Below are 15,254 nucleotides of genomic sequence, written 5' to 3'. Positions count from 1 at the left end.
GCGGTCTGTGCGTGCGTGGGGGAAGGGCCTCAGTCCGACGTCAAGCGAGGCGTGCGCGGGGGCTCGGTGCGGCGGTGTGCGGTGGCCTCGAACGCGGCTGCCAGCTGCAGCAGCGCCGAGTCGGAGTAGGCGCGTCCGCAGAAGGTGAGGCCCACCGGCATCCCGATGTCGTCCATGAGTCCCATCGGCACCGTGACCGAGGGGATGCCGAGATGGCGCATCGCGAGGTTGCCGTTGGCGATCCAGACGCCGTTGCGCCAGCCGAGGTCGGCCGAAGCCGGATTGACGTCCATGTCGGCCGGGCCGACGTCGGCGACCGCGGGGAACACGACGGCGTCGAGCCCGAGGGCGTCCATCCAGTCCTCCAGGTCGACCTTGCGCGTGCGCTCCAGGCCATGGAGGCCCGCCTCCAGTTCGGGGATGTCGGTCATCGACGACACCGGGTGGTCGCGCACCTGCGCCGGGTACTCGGCGATGTCGTCGTCGAAGCCGGTGTAGCGGTCGGGCAGGGCGCCGTCGGGGTGGGGGAAGATCTGTGCTCCGTCGACGTCGGCCAGCGACGAGAGGCGGGGGTCGCCGTTCGCGTCGAGGAAGTCGTCCCACGCCCACGCCGACAGGTCGACGATCTCGCGCTGCAGATAGGAAGGCGTGACGTAGCCGCGGGTGCGGACGGTGGGGGCGCCCGGGCGGTCGCCCTCGTAGTTCGACACGACGGGGAAGTCGACCTCGACGACGGTCGCGCCATGCGCTTCGAGGTCGCGGCGCGCGGCCTCCCACAGGGCGATGACCGACGGACGCGTCTCGATGCGGGTGCCGGTGGGGCCGCCGATGCCGGGAGAGTCGGCGGTTCCCGCGGCGTGGTCGGCGTTGATGTACATCCGCGGGATGCCGATGCGGCATCCGTCGAGCACGTCGCGGGGCTCGGCGGCGATGCGGCCGAGCGCGGCGTAGGAGTGCGGCCGGACGTCCGACGCGGCCGGCAGCGGGATCCACGGCTGTGCGCGCCAGAAGTCGCCGCGCGTCTCGGGATCGTCGGCGACGACGACGTCGAGCACGTCGAGCAGGTCGCCCATCGTGCGCGTGTGCGGCACGACGACGTCCATCGTCGGCACCAGCGGCCAGTTGCCGCGCACCGAGATCACACCGCGCGACGGCGTGTAGGCGCACAGGGCGTTGTTCGAGGCCGGCCCGCGGCCGCTCGACCAGGTCTCCTCACCCAGCCCGAACGCCGCGAAGCTCGCCGCGGTCGCGGTGCCCGAGCCGTTGGAGGAGCCCGACGCGAAGGGCGCCGTCAGGTAGTCCGCGTTGTAGGGGCTCTCGGCGCGGCCGTAGAGCCCCCGCTGCATGCCGCCGTTGGCCATGGGCGGCATGTTGGTCAGGCCGAGGCAGACCGCGCCGGCCGCGCGCAGGCGCTCGATGGTGAACGCGTCGCGCTGAGCGACGAGGTGGGCGAACGCGGGGCTGCCGGCGGCGGCGGTGAGCCCGGCCACGAGGTAGCTGTCCTTGGCGGTGTAGGGGATGCCGTCGAGCGGCCCGAGGGTCTCGCCCGCGGCCCGGCGGGCATCGGCCGCCTGGGCCTCGGCCGGTGCGTCGGGGTTGCGCACGACCACGGCGTTCAGCGCTGTTTCCGTGTCGCCGCCGTCATACGCGTCGATGCGCGCGAGGTAGGCGCCGACGAGGTCGACGCTGGTGACCTGGCCGCTCTCGAGCGCCGCCCGCAGTTCGGCGATGGTGGCCTCGACGACGTCGAACATCACACGACCGCCGGCTGCTGCTGGGTGATGCAGTGGATGCCGCCGCCACGGGCGAAGATCGGCCGCGCGTCGACGCTCACCACCCTGCGTCCCGGGTACGCCTCCGACAGGATGCTGCGGGCCGCGGCATCCGCTTCCTCCTCGCCGAATCCGCACGCGATGACGCCGCCGTTCACGACGAGGTGGTTGATGTAGCTCCAGTCGACGAAGCCCTCGTGATCGCGGAGCGTCGCCGGAGCGGGGACGTCGACGACGTCCCACCGGCGGCCGGCCGCGTCGGTCTCGTTCTCGAACAGCGCGCGCAGGTCTCGCGTGACGGCGTGGTCCGGGTGCCCCGGGTCGCCCTGATGGTGCAGCAGGACTCGCCCCGGGGACGGGATGGTCGCGACGATGTCGACGTGGCCGTTCGTGCCGAAGTCGTCGTAATCGCGGGTGAGGCCGCGTGGCAGCCAGATGGCGTGGGAGGTGCCGATCGTGCGGGCCAGTTCGGCCTCGACCCGGGCGCGGTCTGCGTAGGGATTGCGACGAGGATCGAGTTGCACGGTCTCGGTCAGCAGCACCGTGCCCTCGCCGTCGACGTGGATGCCGCCGCCTTCGTTCACGAGCACCGAGCTGATGAGCTCGGCACCGACGAGATCGGTCACGAACCGCCCGATCTGGGCGGAGAGCCCCCACTCCGCCCACTCGGGTGCGCCCCAGCCGTTGAAGATCCAGTCCACCGCGCCGAGCACGCCAGGTCGCTCGTCATCCACGACGAAGGTGGGGCCGAAGTCGCGCATCCAGAACTCGTCGAGCGGTGCCTCGACGACCTCGATCCCGCTCGACAGCATGCGCCGGGCGCGGTCGATCTCGGACGGATCGACGACCATCGTCACCGGCTCGAACTCGGCGATGGCATGCGCGGCCGCCGTCCACGCGGCGTAGCACTCCTCCTGCTCGGCAGGGGAGGCGCCAAGTGTCTGCCCTTCGCGGGGGAAGGCCATCCACGTGCGCTCGTGCGGTGTCGTCTCGGAGGGCATCCGCCAGGCCATGAGTCGTCCTCCCGGGTTATTGATCACTTGATCAATTCGGGATCACGGTACAGAATCGTCCCTGATGCCGTCAACACCCACCCGAAGATCCGCAGCCGAGCGCGTCGCCCAGATCGCCGACGCCGCCCGCGCCATCGCGCTCGAATCGGGTCTCGGCGCCGTGACGCTGCGGGCGGTGGCGACCGGAGTGGGCGTCGCCCCCGCACTCGTCGCGCACTACGTGCCGAGTATGGACGAACTCGTCGCCGACACGTTCTCGGCCATCGTCGGCGACGAACTCGCCGAGGTGATCGCGCTCGCCGGAAACCACCGCTCCGCGGCCGATGCGCTGTCCGCGGTGCTGGCGAGCCTGCTCGACGACGGCAGGGGCGAGGTGACGCTGATCTGGGTGCAGAGCTGGTCGCTCGGCCGGCGCAACGATCTGCTCGCCGAGCGCGTGCGCGAGCAGATGGACGCGTGGCGTCGCTTCCTCGGCGGCGTCCTCGAGCGGGGCCGGACCGCGGGGGAGTTCCGCTGCGACGACCCGGACGCGATCGCTGCCCAGACGCTCGGCATGGTCGACGGCCTCAACGCGCATTCTCTCGTGGCGTGGCAGGATGCCTCGGAGCGCGTGCGTCTGCTGCTGCGCTCGGTCGAGGCGATGCTCGACCTGCCGTCCGGGGCGCTCACCTCGTCCGGCGCGACCGCCACTGCACCGTACGCTCCGGAAGGCGCCCCATGACTCGGATCCTCGTGATCGTGGATATCCAGCGGGACTACTTCCCGGGCGGCGCGTACCCGCTGGTGGGAGCGGATGCCGCCGCCGAGCGCGCCGCGGTGCTGCTGGCCGATCAGCGCGCGGCAGGAGCGCCGGTGATCCATGTGCGGCACGAGAGCCGGGAGCCGGGAGCCGGGATGCTCGTACCCGGCACCCCCGGCGGCGAGATCGACTCGCGCGTCGCGCCACTGGCCGGCGAGACCGTCGTGCCGAAGGCGCATCCGAACGCCTTCCTCGAGACGCCGCTGAACGACCTGCTGCGCGGGGCTGCCGCATCCGAGGTCCTCGTCATCGGCATGCAGAGCAGCATGTGCGTCGACGCGACGGTGCGCGCGGCGTCCGACCTCGGCTTCGCCGTGACCGTCGCCGCGGACGCGTGCGCCGCGCCCGATCTCGCGTTCGGCGGCACCCGCATCGGCGGCGGCGACGTGCACGCGGCGTTCATGGCGGCGCTCGCCGCGGGGTACGCGAAGGTCGCCCTCGTCGATGACCTCGTGGCCTGACCGCGGCCGCGCGAGACCCACGTCCCACTCGCCCCGCGAGGCGAACACCGCCCGGATAGACGCCGGTGCCGCGCGCTGTCAACCCCGTCGCGCCCGTCACAGGGCGTCGCGCAGGCTCGTCACATGGCCGCGCGCAGTCGCGTCGCGGCCGAGACGAATGAGGAGCGGCGACGAGCATGGTGCGATTCGGCTACACCCTGATGACCGAGCAGAGCGGGCCGAGGGAGCTCGTGCGCTACGCCCAGGCGGCCGAGGAGGCCGGTTTCGACTTCGAGGTGTCGAGCGACCACTACTCGCCCTGGCTCACCACACAGGGTCACTCGCCGTACGCGTGGAGCGTGCTCGGCGCCGTCGCGCAGGCCACCTCGCGGGTCGAGCTCATGACCTACGTCACGTGCCCGACGATGCGGTACCACCCGGCGGTCGTGGCGCAGAAGTCCGCGACGATGCAGCTGCTTTCGGAGGGGCGGTTCATGCTCGGCCTGGGCTCGGGCGAGAGCCTCAACGAGCACGTCGTCGGCGAGGGCTGGCCGGGCGTCGACACACGCCAGAGCATGCTCGAGGAGGCGGTGGAGATCATCCGCGAGCTGCACTCGGGCGAGCTCGTGACCTTCGACGGCGAGTACTTCCGGGTCGACTCGGCTCGCGTGTGGGACGCGCCTGAGGACGGCGTGCCGATCGGCATCGCGGTCTCGGGCGGCGACTCGATCGAGCGCTTCGCTCCGCTGGCCGACCACATGATCGCGGTGACGCCCGAGAAGGACCTGGTGGCGGGATGGGATGCCGCGCACCCGGGCCCGTCGCGCAAGATCGGCCAGGTGCCGATCTCCTGGGACCCCGACCTGGAGACGGCGGTCGAGCGGGCGCACGACCAGTTCCGCTGGTTCGGCGGCGGGTGGCAGGTCAACGCCGACCTTCCGACGCCCGCGGGCTTCGCTGCCGCGAGCCAGTTCGTGCGGACCGACGACGTCGCCGAGGCGATCGCGTGCGGGCCCGACCTCGATGAGCTCACCGAGAGCGTGCGGCCGTTCATCGACGCGGGGTTCACCGACATCGCCGTCGTCCAGATCGGCGACGAGCAGCAGGAGCGCTTCGTGACCGAGATCGCCGAGCCCTTGCTCGAGCGCCTGCGAGCGCTCGCCTGACCCGGGAGCTGCAGTGAGCGCTCCCGCCAGGACAGCCGTCAGAGTCTCGGTCGTCATCCCGGCGAAGAACGATGCCGAGCGGCTCGCCTCCTGCCTGGCCGCGCTGGCCGCCCAGAGCCTCCAGGCCCACGAAGTCATCGTCGTCGACAACGGCTCGTCCGACGGCACCGCTCGAGTGGCCCGCGCCGCCGGGGCGCGGATCGTCCCGTGCGCAGAGCCGGGCATTCCCGCGGCCTCCTCGGCCGGGTACGACGCCGCCACGGGAGACCTCGTGCTGCGGCTCGACGCCGACTGCCTTCCGCAGCCCGAGTGGGTCGAGCGGGTCGTCGCCGCCTTCGCGGACGCGCCCGACGTCGGCGCGATCACCGGAGGCGCGACGTTCGCGGACGGGCCGCGGTGGCTGCGGACACCGCTGGCCGCCGTCTACCTCGGGGCGTACGTCGCGGCCAGCGCACCGGCGCTCGGGCACCTGCCGCTGTTCGGATCGAACCTCGCGATGCGGCGTCGAGTGTGGCACGACGTCCGGGCCCACGTGCACCGGCACGATGCCGAGGTTCACGACGACCTCGACCTCGCCTTCCACGTCGGCGAGCGGCACGTCATCCGCTACCGCCGGGGCTTGGGCATGCGCATGTCGATGCGCCCGTTCGGCGACGACGTCGGCTCGTTCGGCGTGCGCCTCACGCGAGGGTTCCGGTCAGTGCTCGTGCACTGGCCGCGCGACTTCCCGCCGCTGCGCTGGGCCCGGCTGATCGTGCGGCGAGCGGCGGGTTCGCAGACGGATCGGATGCCGCGACCGCACCGCCGAGCGGATCTAGCCTGACCGCGGCGCGGCGTCAACCCCTCCGGTTCGCGGGTCTCGCCTGAGAGAGTCGAAGCGATCGCCGCGGCAGCCCGCGGTCGCGCCATCAGGAGGACCCATGACGATCGCCGACATCGAATCCACAGCCCTTCACGCATTCGGCCCGCGCGGTCCGCTCAGCGCGACGACGCTCGCGATCCTCATGCACGACGACTTCGCGCACCGCCGCGACGCGATGGTGGGTGCGTGCCGTGCGGCGGTGCTCTCCAGCGACGACGTCACGACCGACGAGGACATCCAGTTCACGCTGTTCCTGCTGTACGCGAGCTCGTACGGGTCGCTCGAGTGGATCGACGCCGGCTGGGAGTGGCATCCTGCGCTGATCGAGGCGCGCGGCATCCTGGAGTCGGCTTTCGAGGCGGCGCTGCGCCGTCGCGTCGACGTCCCCGACAGCCCTGAACCGAAGGCATCCGCGATCGCGCAGGCCTTGTTCGACCTGACGGCGCCGTCACCGGGACCCTCTCTGTCCCGCTTCCTCGCCAAGGAGGCGACGCTCGAGCAGGCGCGCGAGTTCCTGATCCACCGCAGCATCTACACGCTCCGCGAGGCCGACCCGCACTCGTGGGCCATTCCGCGCCTGACCGGCCGCCCGAAGGCCGCGCTGGTCGAGATCCAGTCCGACGAGTACGGCGGGGGCCGCCCCGAGCGGGTTCACGCCGAGATCTTCGCCCGCACGATGCGCGGGGCCGGGCTGGAGTCCACGTACGGTGCCTATGCCGACGTGGTGCCGGCGGTGACCTTCGCGGCGCAGAACGCCATGTCGATGTTCGGGCTCAACCGCCGCCTGGTCGGCGCGATCGTGGGCCACCTGGCGGCGTTCGAGATGACGTCGTCGCTGCCGAACCGGTCGTACGGCGACGCCTTCCGGCGGCTGGGCTTCGACTCCGCGGTGACGGACTACTTCGACGAGCACGTCGAGGCGGACGCGGTGCACGAGCAGATCGCCGCGCACGACCTCGCGGGTGCACTGGGCGAGCAGCGTCCCGAGCTGGTGCCCGACATCATGTTCGGCGCCGCCGCGTGCCTGGCGCTCGACGACCTCGGGGCCGAGCACCTGCGCACGGCCTTCGAAGCCGGCCGGTCGTCGCTGCGGGCCGAGGAGGGGTTCGCGTCGTGACCGGGCGGACGCCGGTCATCACCGCCTGCGCGAACGGGCCGCTGCTGGTGCGCGGCGACGTCGAGATCCTCGGCGACGACGGTGAACCGCTGCGCAATCCCCGGCGCACGGTCGCCCTGTGCAGGTGCGGAGCCTCGGCGATCAAGCCGTGGTGCGACGGCACCCACAAGCTGACGCGCTTCTCGACGGAGCCCCCGCCTTCGACGACGTGACCCGAGTGGAGGCGCGGTCCCGGCAATGGAGCGGATGCTGCGGCCGCGTCATCCACTCGGTCATATCTCGTGGTCCGTCAAGCCCCTCCCCGCGCACGCGGACGGTTCCTACCGTCGATGTCATGGAAAGGACCGCAGCGATGACCGATACGAACACCGACACCCAGACCGACCCGCGCGACAAGCACCCGGAGGGCGGCTTCCCCGCCCAGGCGCAGGAGCAGCCGGGCCTCACCGACGAGACGCGCCCCGAACCCGACCACGGCGAGGACTCCTATGTCGGCGCCGGTCGTCTGAAGGGTCGGAAGGCGCTCATCACCGGCGGTGATTCGGGCATCGGGCGGGCCGTCGCGATCGCGTTCGCGCGCGAAGGGGCCGACGTGGCGATCGTCCACATGCCGGAGGAGCAGGAGGACGCCGACACGACGATCGCACTCGTGAAGGATGCCGGGCGCACCGGCGCCGCTTTCGCCGGCGACATCCGCGACGAGGGCTTCGCGACGTCGATCGTCGATGATGCGGTGAAGGCGCTCGGCGGGCTGGACATCGTGGTGCTCAACGCGGCATACCAGAAGGATCGCGACGGCCTCGAGACGCTCGAGTCCGCGGAGTTCGACCGCGTCTTCCGCACCAACCTGTACGGGATGCTCTACACCGCTCGTCAGGCCGTGCCGCAGCTGACGGCGGGCAGCTCGATCATCGTGACGTCGTCGGTGCAGGCGTTCAACCCCTCGCCGGGGCTCATCGATTACGCGATGACCAAAGCAGCTCAGGTCGCCTTCGTGAAGGCGCTCGCCGAGGAGCTCGGTGAGAAGGGCATCCGCGTGAACGCGGTGGCGCCCGGTCCGATCTGGACCCCCCTGATTCCTGCGACGGGATGGGACGCCGAGCGCATCGCCACCTTCGGCACCGATACGCCGCTCGGCCGGCCGGGCCAGCCCGCCGAACTCGCCGGCGCCTACGTCTACCTCGCCTCCGAGGCCGCGTCGTACGTGTCGGGAGCCGTGCTCCCGGTCACCGGGGGCAAGCCGCTGTGATCGGCCGCCGCTCTCGAGAGGCTCGTCGCACGGCGGCGGGCCTCTCGCGAGCGGCACGGGCTGCGCTCGCGGTTTCCCTCGCCGCGAGTGTCACGACGCTCACGGGGTGCGGGCTGGAGATCCCGAGCGACCCCGATGGCACGCTCGAGCGCATCACCGGCGGCGAACTGCGTGTCGGCGCCTCCCCGAGCGGAGACCTCGTCGTCGTGGACGGCACCGACGTCGACGGGGCGCTCGCCGACCTCATCGAGGGCTTCGCACGCGAGCACGATGCGACCGTGGAGTGGTCAGTGGACAGCGAGGAGGACCTCGTCGCCGATCTGGAGGAAGGATCCCTGGATCTCGCGATCGGAGGCATCACCGCCGCGACGCCGTGGACGGACCGCGTGTCGGTGACCCGCGGGTATCCGGGCATCCCCGGTTCCGGTGGCGCCGACGTCGCCGTGCTGCTGCCGCTCGGCGAGAACGGACTGCAGGCGGCCCTGGAGACCTACCTCGACGGGAAGGTGTCGCGATGAAGTCGATGGGCCGCACCGATCTTCCTGCCGAGCAGCAGGAGGCGCTGCGCAAGGCCATTCGCTGGGAGTGGTTCACGATCGGCTACACGATCGTCACGATCGCGATCATCGCGCTCGTCGTCAGCGGATCTCAGGCGATGAAGACCGCGTGGATCGAAGACATGCTGTCGCTCATCCCGCAGATCTCGTTCCTCGTCGCGCTCCTCGTCATCCGGCGACGGCCGACCCGCAAGTATCCGTACGGCCTGCACCGCGCGATGGGCGTCGGGCACCTGGTCGCCGGCGTCGCCCTCCTGGCCGTCGGCGGCAATCTCGCCGTCGAGGCGGTCCTCGGCCTCCTCCGGCAGGAGCACCCCGCGATCGGCACCGTCCAGGTGTTCGGCCAGACGGTGTGGCTCGGGTGGTTCATGGTGGGCGCGATGGCGCTCATCACCGTCGGGCCCTTCATCTACGGCCCGGCGAAGGCCGAGCTCGCTCCGGTCCTCCACAACAAGGTGCTCTACACCGATGCCGACATGGCGAAGGCCGACTGGACGACGACGGTCGCCGCGATCGTCGGTGTGCTCGGCATCGGGATCGGACTCTGGTGGCTCGACGGCGTGGCCGCACTGTTCATCTCGGTCGGCATCGTGCACGACGGCTGGCGGAACTCCAAGTCCGCCGTGCTCGACCTCATCGATCAGCGGGCACGTACGCACGACGACGAGGGGCGGCATCCGCTCCACGGCCGCATCGTGGCGGCACTGGAGACCCAGCCGTGGGTGCGCGAGGCGGCGGTGCGCATCCGCGACATGGGCCAGGTGTTCCACGTCGAGGCGTTCGTGGTCCCGAACCGGGCGAAGGTCTCGCTCGCTCACATCGAGGCGGCGCGCAGCGCTCTCGCCGACCTCGACTGGAAGATGCAGGACGTCGTGGTGATCCCCGTGACCGAGCTGCCCGACGAGGCGTCACGCGGCGACGCCGACGAGGCAGTCGTCGATACGTCTCCGCCTGCTAGGCGGAGACCAGCGAGCTGAGGGTCTCGGGCGAGAGCGCGTGCTCGATCGCGAGCACGCTCGCCCCGAGCACGCCCGCGTTCTGAGCGGCCACGGACTGCACGATCGAGAGGTGCTCGGTCGCAAGGGGGATCGACCGCGTGTAGACGACCTCGCGCACGCCGGCGATGAGGTGCTCGCCGACGCGGGCCATCGACCCGCCGATCGCGATCACCGACGGATTCACGAGGCTCACGCAGGTCGTCAGCACCTCGCCGATGTCGCGGCCGGCCTGGCGCACGGCCTGGATGGCGTCGATGTTGCCGCGCTTGACCAGGTCGATGACGTCGTTGCCGTTCTCGGCGGGCACGCCCTGCGCGCGCAGGGCCCGGGCGATCGCGGGGCCGGAGGCCAGCGCCTCGAGGCAGCCCTGGTTGCCGCAGTGGCACGGCACGCCGGCGCCTCGGGCCACGCGCACGTGCCCGATATCGCCCGCGATGCCCTGGGCCCCGCGCTGCAGCGCGCCGCCTGAGATCAGGCCCGCGCCGATTCCGGTTGCGACCTTCACGAACATGAGATGCTCGACCCCGGGGTAGGCGGCTGCGCGCTCACCGAGCGCCATGATGTTCACGTCGTTGTCGACGAGGACGGGAACATCGAGGTGCTGCTGCACCCAGCCGGGCACGTCGAAGCGGTCCCAGCCCGGCATGATGGGCGGGTTCACCGGCTGGCCGGTCGAGTGCTCGACCGGCCCGGGAATGCCGACGCCGATGGCGGCGACGTCGTCGGTGGAGCGGCCGATGCGCTCGAGCAGCGCCACGGCGTTGTCGACGAGCCACGTGAGCACCGGCACCGGGCCGAGCGAGACGTCGAGGGGCTCGCCGTGCTCGGCGACGATACTGCCCGCGAGGTCGGTCACCGCGAGCGTGGCGTGCGAGGCGCCGATGTCGGCGGCGAGCACGAGACGGGCGCTGGGGTTCAGAGCGAACTGCGAGGGCGGCCGACCGCCGGTCGACACCGACTCGGCGATTGGTGTGATGAGGCCCATCCGCATGAGCTCGTCGACGCGCGCTGCGATGGTCGAGCGAGCGAGACCGGTCGACTTCGCCAGCTCGGCACGCGTGCGAGGGACCCCATCGCGCAGAAGCTGGAAGAGCTGACTGACCCCCGATACGTTTGAGGCCGTTTCGATGCTCATTTTCGCCACATTTCAGTTTATCGGCGGCCGAGAAGGCGCCGAAGTCCGATGACTTTCACCGGGATGCCGCGGCCCGGCGCGACGCAATCGTCCGAAGTGGACGGCGCCGGGCCGCGGCATCCGCTCAGGTGGCTCGTCCGGTCGGCTTCGCGAACCGCTGCTGCAGCAGCACGGCGACGACGATGATGATGCCCTTCACGACGGCCTGCGCAGACGAGTTCAGGTTGTTCTGCACGAACACGTTCGTCAGTGTCGCGAAGATGAGCACGCCGAAGACGGTGCCGGTGATGGTTCCTCGTCCGCCCACGAGGAGGGTGCCGCCGACGACGACGGCTGCGATGGCGTCGAGCTCGAGGAGTGTGCCGTGCGTCGAGGTGCCGGCGGTGGTGCGCCCGAGGTACATCACGGCGGCGATGCCGGCGCACAGGCCCGCGATGGCGTACAGCCACATGGTGTGCCGCTTGACGTTGATGCCCGCGAGGCGCGCGGCCTCGCGGTTGCCACCGATGGCGACGGTGCGACGGCCGAACGTGGTGCGGTTGAGGATGACCCAGCCGAGAGCGGCCACGATCGCGAAGATCCAGATCAGCATGTCGACGCCGATGAGGTCGGCGTTGAGGAAGTTGATGAGGTCGCGGTCGCCGACCTGCAGCGTGCGCCGCTCGGCGAGGATCTCGGCGAGACCGCGTGCCGCCACCAGCATCGCGAGGGTCGCCATGAAGGCGACCACCTTGCCGTAGGCGATGATGATTCCGTTGATGAGACCCGCGCCCAGGCCGACCAGCAGCGCGAGCAGGATCATCAGCACCCAGTGGATCTGATCGGCGAGGTCCTGCACGGCGGCGAGGGTCGCCACGACGGACGCGAGGCCGATCACCGACCCGACCGACAGGTCGATGCCGCCCGAGATGATCACCAGCGTCATGCCGATGCTGACGACGCCGATGATGGACGCCTGGCGCAGGATCGTCAGCGTGTTGCTCACCGTCAGGAAGGTGTCGGGCGCGGTGACGGCGCCGACGATGATGAGCACCAGAAGGGCGGCGACGAGGCCGAGGTTGCGGCCCACGGAGCCGGACAGGAGGCGCTGGAGGGCCGACTTGTCGGACTTCTCGGGTGCTCCGGCAGGGGGCGGTGCCTCGCTCGACGTCGGCACGGCGTCGGTGCCGAGCGGCCGTGCGTGTGCGCCGGGGGTGCGGGGCGGAGCCCCATTGAGTTCTGCGGACTCGCTCACGCGGCGGTTCCTTTCATAACGAGATCGAGCACACCGTGCTCGTCGATCTGGGAGGCGGGAAGGGTCTGGAGCACGCGGCCCTCGGCGATCACCAGGACGGTGTCGGCGAGGCCGAGCACCTCCTCGATCTCGCTGGAGACGATCACCACGGCGTTGCCGGCTGCGGCGAGGCGCCGGATGAGGGTGTAGATCTCGGCCCGGGCACCGACGTCGACGCCGCGGGTGGGCTCGTCGAGCAGCAGCACGCGGGTGCCGTGCACAAGCCAGCGGGCGAGCAGGATCTTCTGCTGATTGCCGCCCGACAGAGTCATCGCCGGGCGGTCGGGGTCGGCGGGCCGCAGCTCCAGCGCGTCGATCTGCTCGCGCGTGATCCTGCGCTCGCTGCGCTCGTCGAGGAAGCCGGCCTTGGCGAAGCGCGACATCGACGAGAGCGTGACGTTCACGAAGATCGGCTCGTCGAGCACCAGTCCCTGGCTCTTGCGCTCCTCGGGGGAGAGTCCGACGCCGGCGCGGACGGCGTGCACCACCGAGCCGCGGCGGAGCGTCTTGCCTCCCACGGCGACCGAGCCCGACGTGGCGCGGCGGGCGCCGTACACCGTCTCGAGGATCTCGGAACGGCCCGAGCCGACGAGCCCGGCCAGGCCGACGACCTCTCCGGCGCGCACCGTGAAGGACACGTCGTCGAAGAGGCCCGTCACGCCCAATCCCCGAACGTCGAGCACCGTCGGCGCGTCGCCGGGCACGGGGACGGCGGGCGGGAAGACGTTGGCGATCTCGCGCCCCGTCATCAGGCGGATGAGCTCGGAGGTGGGGGTCTCCGAGACCGGCAGCCCGACCGCGGTGGTGCGACCGTCCTTCAGCACCGTGATGCGGTCGCCGATCTGGCGGATCTCTTCGAGCCGGTGCGTGATGTAGACCACGGCGATGCCCTCGGACGTCAGCTCTTTGACGACATGGAAGAGGTTCTTGACCTCTTCGGTGTCGAGCACGGCGGACGGCTCGTCCATGATGATGAGCTTGATGTCGTGCGACAGTGCGCGCGCCATGCTCACGATCTGCTTGTTGGCGGCGCTGAGGCTGCCCACTTCAGTGTGCGGCGAGAGCCCCGGGTGCCCGAGTCGGCGGAGCAGCTCACGGGTCTGCTTCGCCGCCTCGGAGCGCTTCGTGAACCCCCCGCGCGCGAGCTCGTGCCCCAGGAAGATGTTCTCGGCGATCGTGAGCCCGTCGACGACATCGAGCTCCTGGTACATCGTCGCGATGCCCAGTTCGATCGCGGACTCCGGATTCGGGATCTCGACGGAAGCGCCGAGCCACGAGATCTCGCCGTCGTCGGGCCGGTGCACACCCGCCAGGACCTTGATGAGGGTCGACTTGCCGGCGCCGTTCTGGCCGAGGATGCAGTGGACCTCACCCGGACGGACCTCGAGGTCGACCCCGCGGAGGGCGCGGACACCGGCGAAGGACTTCGTCACGCCTCGGACGTCGAGTAATGCCGATTCATGGTCAACTTTGATCACTCGCAGAACATAACACGTCGACCGGCTCGTTGCCGAGACCTGCATGGGAAAGCGTCTGACCGCCGGAGGAGATCGACACGGCGGTGAGTATGCCGATCTTCTGCTGATCACAGGGCTTTCGCGCACTTCTGCCGTACGAAAAACAAAAGATGCCAATCGAGTTCGCACTTCTGCTACGGTGTGATTCGTCAGCGTGGACTCCTCGAGTGCGGGCAGCTTCCCCCTCGGCCCCACGCTGGTGAAGCTGCATCACATTTCAAGGAGGAAACAATGCGCTCACACCTGAAGGCGCGCACCCGGCTGGTGCTGACCGGCACCGCGGTCGTGGCAGCCATCGGTCTTCTCGCGGGCTGCACGGGCGGCGGAGCCGACGAGGACAACGTCGTCGACCAGGGCACCACCACCGAGGAGAACGCCGAATCGGGCGACACCGTCGTCATCGGCTTCTCGGGGCCTGCCGCCGACCACGGCTGGCTCGGCGCCATCAACTCGGGCGCGCAGGCCGCGGCCGACAGCTTCGACGACGTCGAGCTGCGGGTGGCGGAGGGGACCAACGACCCGATCGCGCAGATCGCCGCCGTCGAGACCTTCGTCAACGACGGCGTCGACGCCATCGTGCTGCTGCCCACCGACGGTGCGGCGCTCACCGAAGCGGCGATCGCAGCGATGGAGGCGGGCATCCCGGTCATCAACGTCGACCGCGAGTTCTCGAGCCCGTTCGCCGCACGCACCACGATCCTCGGCGACAACTACGGCATGGGCGTCAGCGCCGGAACCTACATCTGCGAGCAGCTCGGCGGAGAAGGCTTCGTCGCCGAGATCGCCGGCATCGACTCGCTGCCCCTGACCCAGGACCGCTCGCAGGGCTTCGCCGACGCCCTCGAGGACTGCGGTCTCCAGGTCGACGCCCGCGTCGCGGCCGACTTCACGGTGGCCGGCGGTGAGGCCGCGGCGTCGCAGCTGCTCTCGGCCAACCCGCAGATCGACGCCATCTGGAACCACGACGACGACCAGGGCATCGGCGTGCTCGCCGCGATCGACGCCGCGGGCCGTGACGAGTTCTTCATGATGGGCGGCGCCGGCAGCCGCTCGGCGATGGAGGCCATCGAAGCCGACGACACGGTGCTCAAGGCGACGGTCATCTACCCGTCGACGCAGGCCGCCGACGGCATCGCGCTCGCGCGCCTGATCGCCCAGCAGAAGACGCTCGGCGACATCATCACCCCCAGCGTGCCGAACCGCATCGTGCTCGACGCGCCTGTCGTCACGAAGGACAACGTCGACGAGTTCATCGACCTCTCGTTCGAGTAAGCAAGACGACCGATCCGCGGGGGGGCCCCCCGGCGGCGGGGGCCCCGCCCCCCCCCCCCCCAGGGAGGGGACCCCGGTGTCGGA

15 protein-coding genes are annotated in these 15,254 nt (G+C 70.7%); 10 read left to right on the top strand and 5 right to left on the bottom strand.

Annotated elements, in window-relative coordinates; all coding sequences use genetic code 11:
• Window positions 1-29: 29 nt before the first annotated feature.
• Window positions 30-1,754: an amidase gene (locus ACFC1W_RS14585; RefSeq protein ID WP_375993907.1), complete on the bottom strand. Its 1,725-nt coding sequence runs from the start codon at window positions 1,752-1,754 to the stop codon at window positions 30-32.
• Window positions 1,754-2,785, bottom strand: coding sequence for an agmatine/peptidylarginine deiminase (locus ACFC1W_RS14580; RefSeq protein WP_375993904.1), 1,032 nt, complete (start codon window positions 2,783-2,785; stop codon window positions 1,754-1,756). Before ACFC1W_RS14580 ends, ACFC1W_RS14585 begins: the two co-directional genes overlap by 1 nt.
• A 64-nt stretch (window positions 2,786-2,849) precedes the next feature.
• Between ACFC1W_RS14580 and ACFC1W_RS14575 the strand changes: the two genes are divergently transcribed.
• The 9 genes from ACFC1W_RS14575 (at window position 2,850) to ACFC1W_RS14535 (ending at window position 9,952) form a co-directional block, all read left to right on the top strand.
• Window positions 2,850-3,506 carry a TetR/AcrR family transcriptional regulator gene (locus ACFC1W_RS14575; protein ID WP_375993902.1) on the top strand — a complete coding sequence of 219 codons (657 nt, stop codon included), beginning with the start codon at window positions 2,850-2,852 and terminating at the stop codon, window positions 3,504-3,506.
• Window positions 3,503-4,045, top strand: coding sequence for a cysteine hydrolase family protein (locus ACFC1W_RS14570; RefSeq protein ID WP_375993900.1), 543 nt, complete (start codon window positions 3,503-3,505; stop codon window positions 4,043-4,045). Before ACFC1W_RS14575 ends, ACFC1W_RS14570 begins: the two co-directional genes overlap by 4 nt.
• 176 nt (window positions 4,046-4,221) lie before the next feature.
• Window positions 4,222-5,190 (top strand): LLM class F420-dependent oxidoreductase, encoded by a 969-nt coding sequence (locus ACFC1W_RS14565; RefSeq protein ID WP_375993897.1) that lies wholly within the window; start codon window positions 4,222-4,224, stop codon window positions 5,188-5,190.
• Window positions 5,191-5,203: 13 nt separating this feature from the next.
• On the top strand, window positions 5,204-6,013 hold the full coding sequence (locus ACFC1W_RS14560; protein WP_375993895.1) for a glycosyltransferase family 2 protein: 810 nt from the start codon (window positions 5,204-5,206) through the stop codon (window positions 6,011-6,013).
• Window positions 6,014-6,110: 97 nt separating this feature from the next.
• Window positions 6,111-7,169 carry an iron-containing redox enzyme family protein gene (locus tag ACFC1W_RS14555; protein ID WP_375993892.1) on the top strand — a complete coding sequence of 353 codons (1,059 nt, stop codon included), beginning with the start codon at window positions 6,111-6,113 and terminating at the stop codon, window positions 7,167-7,169.
• The gene (locus tag ACFC1W_RS14550; RefSeq protein WP_375993890.1) at window positions 7,166-7,381 is read left to right on the top strand and encodes a CDGSH iron-sulfur domain-containing protein; all 216 of its coding nucleotides are present in this window, start codon (window positions 7,166-7,168) and stop codon (window positions 7,379-7,381) included. The genes ACFC1W_RS14555 and ACFC1W_RS14550 overlap by 4 nt, the downstream gene beginning before the upstream one ends.
• Before the next feature lie 140 nt (window positions 7,382-7,521).
• Complete coding sequence (locus ACFC1W_RS14545; RefSeq protein WP_375993887.1) at window positions 7,522-8,418, top strand: SDR family oxidoreductase; 897 nt, start codon at window positions 7,522-7,524, stop codon at window positions 8,416-8,418.
• A complete protein-coding gene (locus ACFC1W_RS14540) occupies window positions 8,415-8,936 on the top strand; it encodes a hypothetical protein (RefSeq protein WP_375993885.1) in 522 nt (173 codons plus the stop codon). The genes ACFC1W_RS14545 and ACFC1W_RS14540 overlap by 4 nt, the downstream gene beginning before the upstream one ends.
• Window positions 8,933-9,952, top strand: a complete 1,020-nt coding sequence (locus tag ACFC1W_RS14535) for a cation diffusion facilitator family transporter (RefSeq protein ID WP_375993883.1) — start codon at window positions 8,933-8,935, stop codon at window positions 9,950-9,952. Before ACFC1W_RS14540 ends, ACFC1W_RS14535 begins: the two co-directional genes overlap by 4 nt.
• Here the strand turns inward: ACFC1W_RS14535 and ACFC1W_RS14530 are convergent.
• The 3 genes from ACFC1W_RS14530 to ACFC1W_RS14520 form a co-directional block, all read right to left on the bottom strand.
• Complete coding sequence (locus ACFC1W_RS14530; protein WP_375993881.1) at window positions 9,930-11,108, bottom strand: ROK family protein; 1,179 nt, start codon at window positions 11,106-11,108, stop codon at window positions 9,930-9,932. The genes ACFC1W_RS14535 and ACFC1W_RS14530 overlap by 23 nt on opposite strands.
• A 124-nt stretch (window positions 11,109-11,232) precedes the next feature.
• Window positions 11,233-12,264 carry an ABC transporter permease gene (locus ACFC1W_RS14525; RefSeq protein ID WP_375994019.1) on the bottom strand — a complete coding sequence of 344 codons (1,032 nt, stop codon included), beginning with the start codon at window positions 12,262-12,264 and terminating at the stop codon, window positions 11,233-11,235.
• Window positions 12,265-12,338: 74 nt separating this feature from the next.
• Window positions 12,339-13,814, bottom strand: a complete 1,476-nt coding sequence (locus tag ACFC1W_RS14520) for a sugar ABC transporter ATP-binding protein (protein WP_375993878.1) — start codon at window positions 13,812-13,814, stop codon at window positions 12,339-12,341.
• A 315-nt stretch (window positions 13,815-14,129) separates the two neighbouring features.
• Here ACFC1W_RS14520 and ACFC1W_RS14515 point away from each other — a divergent pair, with 315 nt between their 5' ends.
• A complete protein-coding gene (locus tag ACFC1W_RS14515; RefSeq protein ID WP_375993876.1) occupies window positions 14,130-15,170 on the top strand; it encodes a substrate-binding domain-containing protein in 1,041 nt (346 codons plus the stop codon).
• Window positions 15,171-15,254 lie beyond the last annotated feature (84 nt).

Source organism: Microbacterium sp. NPDC056003 (genome assembly GCF_042274785.1).
Lineage (GTDB): Bacteria > Actinomycetota > Actinomycetes > Actinomycetales > Microbacteriaceae > Microbacterium.
This window is presented reverse-complemented; position numbering and strand designations above follow the sequence as displayed.

Excerpts from the sequence above, each read along its gene's own strand:
- ACFC1W_RS14585 (WP_375993907.1), bottom strand. The coding sequence starts at position 1,754 with ATGTTCGACGTCGTCGAGGCCACCATCGCCGAACTGCGGGCGGCGCTC.
- ACFC1W_RS14580 (WP_375993904.1), bottom strand. The coding sequence starts at position 2,785 with ATGGCCTGGCGGATGCCCTCCGAGACGACACCGCACGAGCGCACGTGG.
- ACFC1W_RS14575 (WP_375993902.1), top strand. The coding sequence starts at position 2,850 with ATGCCGTCAACACCCACCCGAAGATCCGCAGCCGAGCGCGTCGCCCAG.
- ACFC1W_RS14570 (WP_375993900.1), top strand. The coding sequence starts at position 3,503 with ATGACTCGGATCCTCGTGATCGTGGATATCCAGCGGGACTACTTCCCG.
- ACFC1W_RS14565 (WP_375993897.1), top strand. The coding sequence starts at position 4,222 with ATGGTGCGATTCGGCTACACCCTGATGACCGAGCAGAGCGGGCCGAGG.
- ACFC1W_RS14555 (WP_375993892.1), top strand. The coding sequence starts at position 6,111 with ATGACGATCGCCGACATCGAATCCACAGCCCTTCACGCATTCGGCCCG.
- ACFC1W_RS14545 (WP_375993887.1), top strand. The coding sequence starts at position 7,522 with ATGACCGATACGAACACCGACACCCAGACCGACCCGCGCGACAAGCAC.
- ACFC1W_RS14535 (WP_375993883.1), top strand. The coding sequence starts at position 8,933 with ATGAAGTCGATGGGCCGCACCGATCTTCCTGCCGAGCAGCAGGAGGCG.
- ACFC1W_RS14530 (WP_375993881.1), bottom strand. The coding sequence starts at position 11,108 with ATGAGCATCGAAACGGCCTCAAACGTATCGGGGGTCAGTCAGCTCTTC.
- ACFC1W_RS14515 (WP_375993876.1), top strand. The coding sequence starts at position 14,130 with ATGCGCTCACACCTGAAGGCGCGCACCCGGCTGGTGCTGACCGGCACC.